At 59.8% G+C, this 12,771-nt stretch carries 14 protein-coding genes; 13 read left to right on the forward strand and 1 reads right to left on the reverse strand.

Going from position 1 to position 12,771, the window contains the following annotated elements; all coding sequences use genetic code 11:
- Window positions 1-3 precede the first annotated feature (3 nt).
- Genes cbiK through cobT form a run of 11 tightly spaced genes read left to right on the forward strand, consistent with a single transcriptional unit; the run spans window position 4 to window position 8,521 of the window.
- The gene (cbiK, locus tag GVO84_RS07890) at window positions 4-798 is read left to right on the forward strand and encodes a sirohydrochlorin cobaltochelatase (protein ID WP_159513818.1); all 795 of its coding nucleotides are present in this window, start codon (window positions 4-6) and stop codon (window positions 796-798) included.
- Complete coding sequence (locus tag GVO84_RS07895) at window positions 795-1,508, forward strand: cobalt-factor II C(20)-methyltransferase (protein ID WP_159513819.1); 714 nt, start codon at window positions 795-797, stop codon at window positions 1,506-1,508. Before cbiK ends, GVO84_RS07895 begins: the two co-directional genes overlap by 4 nt.
- The gene (gene cbiM, locus GVO84_RS07900) at window positions 1,505-2,242 is read left to right on the forward strand and encodes a cobalt ECF transporter S component CbiM (RefSeq protein ID WP_159513820.1); all 738 of its coding nucleotides are present in this window, start codon (window positions 1,505-1,507) and stop codon (window positions 2,240-2,242) included. The genes GVO84_RS07895 and cbiM overlap by 4 nt, the downstream gene beginning before the upstream one ends.
- 1 nt (window position 2,243) lies before the next feature.
- Window positions 2,244-2,525, forward strand: a complete 282-nt coding sequence (locus GVO84_RS07905) for an energy-coupling factor ABC transporter substrate-binding protein (protein ID WP_148242572.1) — start codon at window positions 2,244-2,246, stop codon at window positions 2,523-2,525.
- Window positions 2,512-3,189 carry an energy-coupling factor ABC transporter transmembrane protein gene (locus GVO84_RS07910; RefSeq protein WP_159515610.1) on the forward strand — a complete coding sequence of 226 codons (678 nt, stop codon included), beginning with the start codon at window positions 2,512-2,514 and terminating at the stop codon, window positions 3,187-3,189. Before GVO84_RS07905 ends, GVO84_RS07910 begins: the two co-directional genes overlap by 14 nt.
- An 11-nt stretch (window positions 3,190-3,200) precedes the next feature.
- The gene (locus GVO84_RS07915; protein ID WP_159513821.1) at window positions 3,201-4,019 is read left to right on the forward strand and encodes an energy-coupling factor ABC transporter ATP-binding protein; all 819 of its coding nucleotides are present in this window, start codon (window positions 3,201-3,203) and stop codon (window positions 4,017-4,019) included.
- A complete protein-coding gene (locus tag GVO84_RS07920) occupies window positions 4,016-5,539 on the forward strand; it encodes a cobyric acid synthase (RefSeq protein WP_159513822.1) in 1,524 nt (507 codons plus the stop codon). Before GVO84_RS07915 ends, GVO84_RS07920 begins: the two co-directional genes overlap by 4 nt.
- A complete protein-coding gene (cobU, locus tag GVO84_RS07925; RefSeq protein ID WP_159513823.1) occupies window positions 5,536-6,087 on the forward strand; it encodes a bifunctional adenosylcobinamide kinase/adenosylcobinamide-phosphate guanylyltransferase in 552 nt (183 codons plus the stop codon). Before GVO84_RS07920 ends, cobU begins: the two co-directional genes overlap by 4 nt.
- Window positions 6,078-6,836: an adenosylcobinamide-GDP ribazoletransferase gene (gene cobS, locus GVO84_RS07930; protein WP_121425812.1), complete on the forward strand. Its 759-nt coding sequence runs from the start codon at window positions 6,078-6,080 to the stop codon at window positions 6,834-6,836. Before cobU ends, cobS begins: the two co-directional genes overlap by 10 nt.
- Window positions 6,837-6,839: 3 nt before the next feature.
- Window positions 6,840-7,448 (forward strand): histidine phosphatase family protein, encoded by a 609-nt coding sequence (locus GVO84_RS07935; RefSeq protein ID WP_159513824.1) that lies wholly within the window; start codon window positions 6,840-6,842, stop codon window positions 7,446-7,448.
- 17 nt (window positions 7,449-7,465) lie between these two features.
- A complete protein-coding gene (gene cobT / locus GVO84_RS07940; RefSeq protein WP_159515611.1) occupies window positions 7,466-8,521 on the forward strand; it encodes a nicotinate-nucleotide--dimethylbenzimidazole phosphoribosyltransferase in 1,056 nt (351 codons plus the stop codon).
- A gap of 38 nt (window positions 8,522-8,559) precedes the next feature.
- Here the strand turns inward: cobT and GVO84_RS07945 are convergent, their stop codons facing one another.
- Window positions 8,560-9,417 carry an AraC family transcriptional regulator gene (locus GVO84_RS07945; RefSeq protein WP_159513825.1) on the reverse strand — a complete coding sequence of 286 codons (858 nt, stop codon included), beginning with the start codon at window positions 9,415-9,417 and terminating at the stop codon, window positions 8,560-8,562.
- 228 nt (window positions 9,418-9,645) lie between these two features.
- Here GVO84_RS07945 and GVO84_RS07950 point away from each other — a divergent pair, with 228 nt between their 5' ends.
- Window positions 9,646-11,484: a DUF2264 domain-containing protein gene (locus GVO84_RS07950; protein WP_159513826.1), complete on the forward strand. Its 1,839-nt coding sequence runs from the start codon at window positions 9,646-9,648 to the stop codon at window positions 11,482-11,484.
- On the forward strand, window positions 11,481-12,761 hold the full coding sequence (locus tag GVO84_RS07955; protein ID WP_159513827.1) for an oligosaccharide MFS transporter: 1,281 nt from the start codon (window positions 11,481-11,483) through the stop codon (window positions 12,759-12,761). Before GVO84_RS07950 ends, GVO84_RS07955 begins: the two co-directional genes overlap by 4 nt.
- Window positions 12,762-12,771: the final 10 nt, after the last annotated feature.

Consider the following 12,771-nt stretch of genomic DNA (forward strand, 5'->3'; position numbering starts at 1 on the left):
GAGATGAAAAAGGCGCTTCTGGTGGTCAGCTTTGGTACCAGCTACCACGATACCTGCGAGAAAAACATTGTGGCCTGCGAGCGTGCGCTGGCGGAAAGCTGCCCTGACCGCGAGCCGTTTCGGGCATTCACCTCCGGGATGATTATTCGCAAGCTCAAACAGCGTGACGGCATTGAGATCGATACGCCGCTGCAGGCGCTGAAAAAGCTTGCGGCTCAGGGATATCAGGACGTGGCGATCCAGTCCCTGCACATCATCAACGGCGATGAGTACGAGAAAATCGTCCGTGAAGTGCAGAGCCTGCGCCCGCTGTTTACCCGCCTGACGCTGGGGGTACCGCTGCTGAGCAGCCACGACGATTACGCACGGCTGATGCGCGCGTTGCAACAGCAGATGCCGACGCTTGGGGCCACGGAAAAAGTGGTGTTTATGGGCCACGGTGCCAGCCATCACGCCTTTGCGGCCTATGCCTGCCTCGACCACATGATGATGGCCCAGGGCTTCCCAGCCCGCGTCGGCGCGGTGGAGAGCTATCCGGAAGTCGACATCCTGATTGAGAGCCTCGGTAGAGAAGGCGTTACCGCCGTGCATCTGATGCCGCTGATGCTGGTGGCGGGCGATCACGCCATTAACGATATGGCCTCTGACGACGAGGACTCCTGGAAGACGTTGTTTAACGCCGCCGGGATCCCGGCAACGCCGTGGCTGAACGGGCTGGGGGAAAACCCGGCGGTGCGCGCGATGTTCGTTGCCCATCTCCAGCAGGCGCTGAGCGTGGCGATGGAGGAGGCAGCATGAGCGGCAAACTGTACGCCCTCAGTACCGGGCCGGGCGCGTCGGACCTCATCACCGTGCGCGCCTCACGAATCCTCGGTTCGCTGGATATTCTCTACGCCCCGGCGGGACGAAAAGGGGGCGACAGCCTGGCGCTTTCTATCGTTCGTGAATATGTCGGCGAGCAGGCCGAAATCCGCTGCTGCCACTTTCCCATGAGCGCCGACAGCGCCGAAAAGGAGTCGGTGTGGGATGCGGTGGCCGACGCGTTAGTGACGGAGGTGAACGCCGGAAAACAGGTTGGTTTTATCACCCTGGGCGACGCCATGCTGTTCAGCACCTGGGTGTTCTTACTTCAGCGCATCGGCAGTCCGGACTGGCTGGAAATTGTGCCTGGCGTGACGTCGTTTGCCGCGATTGCCGCGCGGTCCAAAACGCCGCTGGCGATGGAACAGCAGTCGCTGGCGGTGATCGCCTGTACCGCGCCGGAAGCGGAAATTGCGCAGGCGCTGCAGCAGCACGACAGCCTGGTGCTGATGAAGGTCTATGGCCGGTTTGCGCGCATTAAAGCGCTGCTGAGGCAGGCCGGGCTGCTTAACTGCGCGCTGATGATGTCAGAGGCCACGCTCCCCGGCGAGCAGTGCTGGCGGCATCTGGATGAGGTTGCTGACGACCAGCCGTTACCCTATTTCTCGACCATTCTGGTCAACAAACAGTGGGAGTATGCCCGATGAAACTTGAACAACAGCTTAAACAGCTGTCACTCAGCGGTCTGGCGGCGGCGCTATTGCTGATGGTGGTGCCGGAGCAGGCGTTCGCGATGCACATCATGGAAGGATTTTTACCGCCGATGTGGGCGCTGGCGTGGTGGCTGATCTTCTTACCGTGCCTGTGGTACGGGCTGGTACGCCTGCGCCGTATCGTGCAGGAGGATAGCCACCAGAAAGTTCTGCTGGCGCTGTGCGGGGCGTTTATTTTCGTGCTGTCGGCGCTGAAGATCCCCTCGGTGACCGGCAGTTGCTCGCACCCGACCGGCGTGGGGCTCGCCGTGATTCTGTTCGGGCCGGGCGTCGTCGCCATTCTCGGCGCCATCGTGCTGCTGTTTCAGGCGCTGCTGCTGGCGCACGGCGGGTTAACCACGCTTGGCGCGAACGGCATGTCGATGGCGGTGATTGGGCCGGTTGTCGGGTACATGGTGTGGAAAATGGCCTGCCGCGCCGGGCTCCGTCGTGACGTCGGGGTATTTTTGTGCGCGATGCTGGCGGATCTGGTGACCTATTTTGTCACCTCGGTCCAGCTTGGCGCGGCATTCCCGGACCCGGCGACGGGTGCCGCGGGCTCGATGGTGAAATTCATGGGCATTTTCTGCCTGACGCAGATCCCCATCGCCATCGCGGAGGGGCTGTTAACCGTCATGATTTATGACCAGTTGACCAAACGTCAGCTGATTACCGCACAAGGACACTGAAATGAAAAAGACGCTGATGCTGTTGGCGATGGTGCTTGCTCTGATCGTACTGCCATTTTTTATCGATCACGGGGGGGAATTTGGCGGCTCGGATGGCGAAGCCGAAAACCAGATTCAGGTTGTGGCGCCTGATTACACGCCGTGGTTCACGCCGCTCTATGAGCCCGCCAGCGGCGAAATTGAAAGCCTGCTGTTTACGCTTCAGGGGTCCATTGGCGCAGCGGTGATTTTCTATATTTTGGGCTACACCAAAGGCAGACAGCGCCGTGATGACCGGGCTTGACAGGCTTAGCTACCAGAGCCGCTGGGCCCACGTTGCGCCGGAACGCAAGTTTCTGCTCTGGCTGGCGCTGATGATGCTGGCGTTTGCGCTGCCGCCGCTGGGGCAGGGGATCGTCCTGGCGTTGACGGCGGGACTGACCTGCTGGCTGCTGCGGATGACCTTCTGGCGCTGGTGCCGCTGGATGGCGCTGCCGTTTGGCTTTCTGCTGGTCGGCGTGCTGACGATCCTCTTTAGCGTCACCCGCGATCCGCACACGCTGGCGGCAGGCGTCCCGGTGGGGCACTACTGGCTGGGGATAACCGCATCCGGGCTGACCGTCGCCAATGAAACCTTCTGGCGCAGCCTTGCCGCGCTGGCGGCGACCTTCTGGCTGGTGCTGAACCTGCCGTTTCCGCAGCTGATAGTGCTGCTTAAGCGGGCGCGCGTGCCGCGCCTACTCACCGAGCAGATCCTCCTGACCTGGCGCTTTATTTTTATTCTGTTAGACGAAGCGCTGGCGATTCACCGCGCGCAGACGCTGCGTTTTGGCTATCGTAGCCTGCCAAAAGGCTATCGCTCGCTGGCGATGCTGGTCGGTTTGCTGTTCACCCGGGTGCTGATTCGCTATCAGCAGATGGCGACCACGCTGGATATTAAACTCTACCAGGGTGATTTTCCCCTGTAAGGAATCGCACCATGCTGACCACCGCCGATCTCTGGTTTCGCTATCAGGAGGCGCAGGTACTCAAAGGGCTGACGCTGGATTTTTCGACCCATCCGGTCACCGGGCTGGTCGGGGCTAACGGCTGCGGAAAGTCGACGTTATTTATGAATCTGAGCGGCCTGCTGAGGCCGCAGCAGGGTGCGGTGCTGTGGCAGGGGAAGCCGCTGGACTACAGCAAGCGCGGACTGCTGGCGCTTCGTCAGCAGGTCGCAACGGTGTTTCAGGATCCCGATCAGCAGATCTTTTATACCGATATTGATAGCGACATCGCCTTCAGCCTGCGCAACCTGGGCGTGGCGGAACCGGAGATTGCGCGGCGCGTCGACGATGCGCTGACGCTGGTCGACGCGCAGCGTTTTCGCCAGCAGCCGATCCAGTGCCTGAGCCACGGGCAAAAGAAGCGGGTCGCCATTGCCGGGGCGCTGGTGCTGGGGGCGCGCTATCTTCTGCTGGACGAGCCCACGGCCGGGCTTGATCCTTCAGGACGCACGCAGATGATCGAGATTATCAGGCGCATTGTGGCGCAGGGGAACCACGTGGTGATCTCCAGTCATGATATTGATCTGATTTACGAAGTCAGCGATGCCGTCTACGTGCTGCGCCAGGGAGAAGTGCTGGCGCACGGCGCGCCGGGTGAGGTCTTCGCTCGCGGCGAACTGATTGAACGGGCCGGATTAACGCAGCCCTGGCTCGTCAAGCTGCACGCGGAGCTTGGCCTGCCGTTATGTAAAACCGAAGATGAATTTTTCAGCCGTATGCGACAAAAAAACGTAATGAAGGAGGCCTCATGACGCAGGCAATTATGTTGCAGGGCACCGCTTCTGACGTGGGCAAGAGCGTCCTGGTGGCGGGGCTGTGCCGGATTTTCTATCAGGATGGCCTGCGTACCGCGCCGTTTAAGTCGCAGAATATGGCGCTCAACTCCGGTATCACGCCGGAGGGAAAAGAGATGGGCCGCGCGCAGATATTTCAGGCTGAGGCAGCGGGGATTACGCCGGACGTACGGATGAATCCGGTGCTGTTAAAACCGACCAGCGACCGTAAAGCGCAGGTGGTGCTGATGGGACAGGTGGCAACCGATATGGACGCGGTCAGCTACCACGAGTACAAACCGCGCCTGCGGGAGCAGATCCGCGACGTCTATAACAGCCTGGCCGGAGAGTATGACGTGCTGGTGCTGGAAGGGGCGGGCAGCCCGGCGGAGATTAACCTCCGCGATCGCGATATCGTCAACATGGGAATGGCCGAAATAGCGCAGTGCCCGGTGATCCTCGTGGCGGACATTGACAGAGGCGGCGTCTTTGCCGCCATCTACGGCACGCTGGCGCTTTTGCACGATCGCGAACGGGCGCGGGTGAAAGGGGTCATCATCAATAAATTTCGTGGCGATGTCGCGCTGCTTTACTCGGGTATTGAGCAGATAGAAAACCTGACCGGCGTGCCGGTGCTGGGCGTTATGCCGTGGCTGGAGGTGGATCTGGAAGACGAAGACGGCGTGGCGCTGCAAAAGGGAAAATACCTGCGAACCGCCCAGCGCGATATCGACATTGCCGTGGTGCAGGTACCGCATATCTCCAACTTCACCGATTTTAACGCGCTGGCGGCGCAGCCCGATGTTCGCGTGCGCTATGTCCGCTATCCCCAGGAGCTGGCGGGGGCTGACCTCGTGATTCTACCCGGCAGTAAAAATACGCTGGGCGATCTGGCCTGGCTGCGGGAAAGCGGCATGGCGCACGCGGTGCTCCAGTTACACCAGCAGAACGTGCCCGTCATGGGCATTTGCGGCGGCTACCAGATGCTGGGCGACACCATCATTGATGAGGTGGAGTCGGGGCTGGGAACCCAGCCGGGGTTGGGGCTGCTCCACACCGTGACCCGCTTCGCGCAGCGAAAAACCACGACGCAGGTCTCGGCGCAGATGGCGTCGGCGCTCCCGGCGTGGCTTAAGTCGGCGGCGGGCATTAAGGTGCAGGGCTACGAGATCCATATGGGAGAGACCCGGCTGACATCCGACGATAGCCCGGCGCTGTTTCTCGAAAAAGAGGGCGAGCGCATCGCGGACGGCGCCATCAGCGCTGACGGGCAGGTGATAGGGACCTATCTCCACGGGTTATTCGATAACGATGCCTTCACGCGCGCGATGGTGGACGGCCTGCGCCAGCGCAAAGGGCTGGCGCCCTTAGACGTTGCGGTCGATTACGCGGGCTACAAAGCGCAACAGTTTGATATCCTGGCGAGCGCGATGAGAGAACATATTGATATTAAAAAGATCTATCAAATAATGCGGGAGCATCAGGAGGAAGGCGCATGATTTTGGTCACCGGAGGCGCGCGCAGCGGGAAAAGTGCGCACGTCGAACAGCTGGCGGCGGCGCAGTGCGAGCGCGTGCTGTATATCGCGACGTCGGTAATTACCGATGAAGAGATGGCGCTGCGCGTTGACAGGCACCGCGCCCAGCGTCCTGCGCACTGGCGAACCTGGGAAGGGTATCGCGATCTGGGCGACGTGATTCGCCATCAGGTGCAGCCGGGCGAAGGCGTGGTTCTGGAATGCGTCACTACCCTGTTGTCGAACCTGCTCTATGACGCCAGCGGCGGCGCTTCGCCGGAAACCCTCGATTTTTCCACGCTTGAGGCGGTGCTGCAACAGCAGGTGGACGACCTGATTGCGGCCTGCCAGCAGTCGGCGGCGCCGGTTTATATTGTGACCAACGAGCTGGGCATGAGCATCACGCCGGAGAATCGGCTGGCGCGTCATTTTGTTGATATTGCCGGTCGCGCGAACCAAAGGCTGGCGAGGGCGGCGCAGGAAGTGTGGCTGGTGGTCTCGGGAATTGGAGTAAAGATTAAATGCCGTTAAAAATGCTGTGGGCGACGCTGGGATTTATTACCCGCATTCCGGTGCCGCAAAAATGGAGCGACGGCGTTGAATTTTCGCAGTATGGCCGTGGCGTTCCCTGGTTTCCCGTGGTGGGCCTGATCGTTGGCGTCCTGGCCGCCTTAGGCTATCTGGCGGTGAGCCAGACCGGCGGGGGCATCTATATCGGCGCGGTCGCCTGGGTACTGGCGCTGGTGCTACTGACCGGCGGGTTTCATCTGGACGGCCTGGCGGACACCTGCGATGGCGTTTTTTCTGCCCGCACCCGCGAACGGATGCTGGAGATTATGCGCGATAGCCGGTTGGGGACCTACGGCGGTCTGGCTATCGTATTCTGCATTCTTATCAAGGTCGCAGCGGTGATTTCCCTGGCTCACCTTCCGGTTAATACCCTGTTTGCGCTGCTGGTGTGCGCGCCGATCGTCGGGCGAACGGGAATGGTGTTGGTCATGTACCGGCAGCACTATGCGCGCGAAGGTGCAGGAATGGCAAACGCCTATCTCGGCCATATCAGCGGCAAAGAGACGGTCATCACCCTCTGCATCGGCGTGGCGCTCGTGGGGCTGCTGGCGGGGATGCAGGGGCTGGTCGCCAGCGTCATCACCTGGATTGTCGTCAACGCCGTAAAGACCTTTTTAAGCCGCCGACTGAACGGGCTGACGGGGGATACCCTGGGCGCGATGGAAGAGATCGGCGAAATGGTCTTCCTGCTGTCGCTTCTGTGGGTCTGATGTATGCGCATATTTCTGGTCCGGCACGGACAAACAGCCGCTAACGTCAGCGGCGTATTTTACGGGAGCACCGATCTGTCGCTCTCGCCGCAGGGTATTACGCAAAGCCAGCGTGTTGCCGGGTACCTGTCCGGCGTCGCGTTCGGGCACACGCGCGTCAGCGCGCTCCAGCGTTCGCAGCAAACGGCGCGGCTTATCGTGCCGACAGCCGATGATGTCCATGTTGATGCGCGACTTAACGAGCTGGATTTTGGCGAATGGGAGATGCGGCACTTCAGCGATATCGAAAAAGAAAGTCCCGCGTCGTGGCAGCGCTGGATGGATGACTGGCAAAACGCCACGCCCGACGGCGGCGAGGCCTTCCCGCATTTCGCCGCGCGCGTCAGGGCGGCGGCGGACGAGATGAGTCAGCTTCAGCAGGGCGAAGACACGCTCATTGTGGCGCATCAGGGCGCGCTGAGCCTGCTGCTGGCAACCTGGTTAGGGATGCCCGTGGCGGCGATGTGGCATTTCCCGTTCAGTCACGATGCCTACACGGTCGTTGAAAATCGGGCCGGGTATTGGGTGTTACGGGTATTTAATGGCAAAAGCGTTTGGCAAACAGAAGAGTGAGGGTGATGAGGATGGGGATGGGGACAGTGAAGGCGCTGGCGGCGGCCATCAGACCGCTTGATAAACAGAAGATTCAGGCGGCCTCGCGGCATGTCGATGGCTTAATAAAGCCGACAAACAGCCTCGGTCGGCTGGAGAGTCTGGCAATTCAGCTTTCGGGAATGCGGGGCATCGACAGGCTCGATAATCTGCAAAAAGAGATTATCGTCATGTGCGCCGACCACGGCGTGTTTGATGAAGGCGTGGCCGTGACGCCGAAAGTGGTGACCTGGCTTCAGGCCGTCAATATGCAAAAAGGGCTGACCGGGGTATGCGTGCTGGCCCGCAATAGCCAGACGTCGGTACTGCCCGTTGACATCGGTATTGACGGCGAGCCTATCGACAATATGCTCAGCCTTAAACTCTCGCGCGGCAGCGGTAATATTGCTCAGGGTCCGGCGATGAGCCGTCAGGATGCCGAGCACCTGCTGCTGGCGAGTGCCAGCCTCGTTAAAAAACGCGCTCAGGAGGGGATCTCCGTCTTTGGCGTTGGCGAGCTGGGTATTGCCAATACCACGCCGGCTTCGGCAATCATCAGCGTGCTGACCGACAGCGATCCGCATGATGTGGTGGGGATTGGGGCCAATTTGCCGCAGGACCGGGTACAGCATAAGGAAAACATTGTCCGGCAGGCGATACGCATTAACCAGCCTGATGCGCGCGATGCGGTTGATGTTCTGGCCAAAGTCGGCGGCTATGACCTGGTGGGCATGACCGGAGTGATATTGGGCGCTGGCGCATGCGGGCTGCCCGTTGTGTTAGACGGTTTTCTCTCGTATGCCGCCGCCATCGCCGCCTGTCAGATTGCGCCAGAGGTTAAGAACTACTGTATTCCCTCTCATTTTTCCGCCGAAAAGGGGGCCCGGCGCGCGCTGGAGCACCTTGGGCTGGCGCCGTTTATCCATCTTGATATGCGTCTTGGCGAAGGGAGCGGCGCCGCGCTGGCAATGTCTATCGTCAGTGCGGCCTGCGCAATGTACTGCGAGATGGGGCAGCTGGCGCAAAGCGGCATTGAGTTGCCGGTTCCTGCATGACGGAAAGCGTTCAGCTTTGGGCAGTCATCAAAACCCCGTTAACCTGGCATTCTGGTGTTGAGGATACGACGTCGATACTGCAGCGGCGTCTGACGCATCATTTTTTTAAAGCAGGTGATGAAGTAGGTCACCTCGCTAAACCCGACGGCCAGGGCAATCGCGTCAATTGTCTCGTCGCTGTACCGTAACCGATCGCAGCTGCTTTTTATCCGCCGGGTCAGCAAATATTCGTGGATGCTGCCCCCGGTCTGCTGGCGGAAGATGCGTGAGGTATAGCTGCGCGAAAGCCCCAGGTCGTGCGCTAGCTGGTCGAGCGAAAACTTGCTGGCATAGTGGGCTTCGATCCAGCTCATAATCCGCGAGGCGACGGTCTGCTGGCGCGGCGGGTAGGGCTGCGGCTGGTCGGGGAGAAATGTCATGAGCTGCATCACCAGAAATGCCACCTCGCAGGCCTCGGTCTGCTCGCTGCCCTCAAGACGCTGAAACTGCTCAAGGATCCTCTCGATAAACGCCGCGTGCTCGCTGAGATCGTAGATTTGCGCGGGCAGATTGCTGGCGGCCAGCGCGGCGAACCGGGCCTGATGGCGCGGGAAGGCGCTGAGCGCGCTTTCGACGACCGCTTGCTCAATGTGCATCGTGGTGCGGTGATAGGGGTTCTTATCGCTATGATCGACCTGCACTTTGTGCAAGCGGAAGGGCGGGAAGATAAATAATCGCCCCGGACGGGCGGTGTAGTGCTGGTTATCCACCACCACGATGCCGTAGCCGCTGGAAATATAGAGCAATTCAACGCACTGATGCCAGTGGTAGTAAATCGCGCTGCTGGCGTACATGCGGTTAAAAGAAATGGCCTGCCGATCGAGCGTAATGCGTTCCAGCAGCTGCGTTTCACCCATTTTACCTCCAGGACAACCGATTTAAATTTTTAGGCCATCATTTGTAATTTATCCCCTTCGCGACCGACAAAATCCAGAAAAAATGAAATAGCGGTTCAAATTTGTGAGTCTGCTCACTCAGCGCCGGGAATAAAAGCAGTTACTCTTCATCCAGACGTCGCACTCGTGGCTTTAAAAAGCCAAATAACAATAACTTATCTCTACCCTCGTGTAATGCGGGAGGACCCTGTGCAACCTGAAAATATTCATCTGGATAATCCACTGACAAGCCGGGAAGAGGTGCAACGGCTGGTCAACGACATGCTGAACGCGGTGGCGCCCTGGTTTAAAAACGACGCCAGCCGCATTGATTTAGCGAACTTTACCGCTCACTACGGCCAGCAGGTCGCAAGCATGGAAACCTTTTCCCGCCTGCTGTGGGGCGTCACGCCGCTGCTGGCCGGCGGCAGCGAGCCGCAGCGCTTCTCCTTCTATTTACAGGCGATAAAAAACGGCACCAATCCGCAGCATGCCGATTACTGGGGCGACGTCGAACCGTACGATCAGCGAATCGTCGAGATGGCGGCCTACGGGCTGCTGCTGGCGCTGGCGGGCGATACCGTGCTGGCGCACTTCACCGGGACGGAGAAAGCGAACTTATGGCGCTGGCTAAAGCAGTGCGAGACCCAGGAGATCCCCGATAACAACTGGCACTTCTTTCCGATTCTGGTGCAGGTCGGCTTCCATTATTGCGGCATGCCGACCAACCCGCAGGTGCTGGAAAATCATTTTGCTGCCATGGAGCACTACTATCTCGGCGATGGCTGGTACTCCGATGGTCCGGGGCGGCCGCGCGACTATTACATCTCGATGGGCTTTCATTTCTATGGCCTGATTTACGCGAAGCTCATGGTCGAGGTCGATCCAGAGCGTTGTGCAACGCTGCGTCACCGCGCCGCGCGTTTCTCCTCTGACTTCATCCATTTCTTTGCCGAAGACGGCGCGGCGATCCCGTTTGGCCGCAGCCTGACCTACCGCTTTGCCGAGGCGGCGTTCTGGAGTGCGGCGGCCTTCGCCGGGCTGGAGGTCTTTTCACCCGGCGTGATTAAGGGCATCGTTCTGCGCCATCTGCGCTGGTGGCTGAAGCAGCCGATGTTCGACCGCGACGGCGTACTCAGCGTCGGCTACAGCTACCCGAATCTGGCGATGGCGGAAGACTACAACGCGCCGGGTTCGCCCTACTGGGGCCTGAAGACCCTGCTGGTGCTGGCATTAGATGAGGGCGATGCCTTCTGGCAGGCGGCGGAGCTGCCGCTGCCACTGTTGCCCGTACAGCACACGATAGCCCACGCGGATCAGGTGGTGGTGCATCAGGCCGATCACCTGTGGATGCTGACTTCCGGCCAGCTGGAGCTGAACAACTTCGTCAATACCGAAGCGAAATACTGCAAATTTGCCTATTCCACCCGCTTTGGCTTCACCATCGAACGCGGACGCTACGGCCTGAACCATGCCGCGCCCGATTCGATGCTGCTGCTGGCCGAAAAGGATAACTACTGGCGTGGCCGCCGCGAATGCCAGCGCGTGGTCACCGCAGACGGCACCATTTACAGCCTCTGGCTGCCGTGGCGCGATGTGGTAATTGATAGCTGGCTGCTGGCGCTGGGCGACTGGCAGCTGCGCGTCCATCGTATCAATACCCGGCGCGCGCTGGACTGCGCGGAGGGTGGCTTTAGCCTGGCAAACCGCCCGCAGCCGCAGGTCCACGAGAGCGACAGCGCCTGCTGGTTACGCAATGCCCGGGATGTATCAGCCATTTTCTGTTTACACCCGCACGCCCGCCGCGGCGAGACGGTGTTGACGCCGCCAAACAGTAATCTGCTGTTCGCCGAGCGCGCGGCGGTGCCGCTGCTGCGCGGCGAGATCGACCCCGGCAAGCATCTGTTGATAAGCGCGGTGTGGGCGGGAAATGCCGCCGACTTCGATCCGCAATACTGCCCACAGGCCATCATTAGCGATGATGCGGTACGCTTCGTGACGGCACGACAAGAAACGACGCTCGTTCTGGCCCCGGAGGCATCGCTATGAGCACATCATCGTCCGTACGCGCCGCACAGTACAAAATGAGTACCTTTATTTTTCTTTACTTCTTCACCTGGTCATCCAGCTTTGGCCTGTACGCCCTATGGCTGAGCCAGAAAGTGGGCCTCGATAGCATCACCATCGGCAGCGTGTTCGCCATCAACGGCGTCTTCGCGGTGGTCCTGAAGCCGGTGTACGGCTACATCATGGACAAAATCGGCATGAGCAAGTGGCTGCTCTATTTTGTCTGCGCCATTTCTGCGCTGATGGCGCCGTTCTTCGCGCTGGTGTATCAGCCGCTGCTGCAAAGCCATGCGATGGCGGGGATTATCATCGGCGCGCTGTATCTGAGCCTGGGCTGGTACGCCGGCGTGGCGGCGTCTGAATCTTACGCCGACCGCTTTAGCCGCCTGTACGGGCTGGAGTTTGGCCGCATCAGAATGTGGGGTTCGCTGGGCTGGGCGATGGCGGCTTCGGTCTCCGGGCTGCTGTTTAACTTCACGCCGCTGGCCAACTTTCTGCTCAGCAGCGGTACCTCGGTAGTGATGCTGCTGGTGCTGATCAGCCTCAAAATCGGCGACGAGCAGCTGCGCAACAACAGCGTCATCTCCGCCAATAAGATCGTTTTTGCCGACGTGCTGATGCTGCTGAAAAACCGCAAATTCTGGATGTTCAGCCTCTACGTTGCCGGGGTGGCGTGGATGATGTTTATCGCCGAGCAGCAGTTCCCGCGCTACTTCGTGTCGTTCTTCCCCACCAAAGAGCAGGGGAATGCCTGGTACGGCTACCTGAGCACTGTCCAGTCGGGGATGGAGTTCGTGATGATGATGTTTATCCCGTGGCTGGTGAACCACTACGGCGCTAAGCGCGGCCTGCTGTTCTGCGGCTGCGTGGTAGGAGCACGGCTGATCGCCTCCGGACTGACCAGCGACCCGATTGTTATCTCCATCATCAAACCGTTTTATGGCGTCGAGATCGCGCTGCTGCTGATTTCGGTCTTCAAATACATCGCCGAACATTTCCATCGTCGGGTTAACGCCACGATGTACCTGCTGGGCTACCAGGCGATGATTTACGTTGGCTCGATTGTGGTCGCCCCGCCTGCCGGCTACCTGTACGACAGGATAGGCTTTGAGCATACCTATCTGCTGATGGGCTGCTGCGCCCTGATATTTACGCTGATTTCCGCCTTTACGCTGTCGCGCTGCCAGTCGAATCGCGATGTTTCACGACCCTTTGCTCCGGCTTTAGATACCGCCCCGGTTGAACCGGCCAAACATTAATTCAGGAGTT

The sequence above is a fragment of the Enterobacter sp. SM3 genome (assembly GCF_009811935.2).
Lineage (GTDB): Bacteria > Pseudomonadota > Gammaproteobacteria > Enterobacterales > Enterobacteriaceae > Enterobacter > Enterobacter asburiae_D.

Bases quoted from the DNA above. Each gene is read 5' to 3' on its own strand.
- cobS (WP_121425812.1), top strand. From the start codon at position 6,078: ATGCCGTTAAAAATGCTGTGGGCGACGCTGGGATTTATTACCCGCATT.
- cbiM (WP_159513820.1), top strand. From the start codon at position 1,505: ATGAAACTTGAACAACAGCTTAAACAGCTGTCACTCAGCGGTCTGGCG.
- GVO84_RS07895 (WP_159513819.1), top strand. From the start codon at position 795: ATGAGCGGCAAACTGTACGCCCTCAGTACCGGGCCGGGCGCGTCGGAC.
- GVO84_RS07945 (WP_159513825.1), bottom strand. From the start codon at position 9,417: ATGGGTGAAACGCAGCTGCTGGAACGCATTACGCTCGATCGGCAGGCC.
- cobU (WP_159513823.1), top strand. From the start codon at position 5,536: ATGATTTTGGTCACCGGAGGCGCGCGCAGCGGGAAAAGTGCGCACGTC.
- GVO84_RS07935 (WP_159513824.1), top strand. From the start codon at position 6,840: ATGCGCATATTTCTGGTCCGGCACGGACAAACAGCCGCTAACGTCAGC.
- GVO84_RS07920 (WP_159513822.1), top strand. From the start codon at position 4,016: ATGACGCAGGCAATTATGTTGCAGGGCACCGCTTCTGACGTGGGCAAG.
- GVO84_RS07905 (WP_148242572.1), top strand. From the start codon at position 2,244: ATGAAAAAGACGCTGATGCTGTTGGCGATGGTGCTTGCTCTGATCGTA.
- cobT (WP_159515611.1), top strand. From the start codon at position 7,466: ATGGGGACAGTGAAGGCGCTGGCGGCGGCCATCAGACCGCTTGATAAA.
- cbiK (WP_159513818.1), top strand. From the start codon at position 4: ATGAAAAAGGCGCTTCTGGTGGTCAGCTTTGGTACCAGCTACCACGAT.
- GVO84_RS07915 (WP_159513821.1), top strand. From the start codon at position 3,201: ATGCTGACCACCGCCGATCTCTGGTTTCGCTATCAGGAGGCGCAGGTA.
- GVO84_RS07910 (WP_159515610.1), top strand. From the start codon at position 2,512: ATGACCGGGCTTGACAGGCTTAGCTACCAGAGCCGCTGGGCCCACGTT.
- GVO84_RS07955 (WP_159513827.1), top strand. From the start codon at position 11,481: ATGAGCACATCATCGTCCGTACGCGCCGCACAGTACAAAATGAGTACC.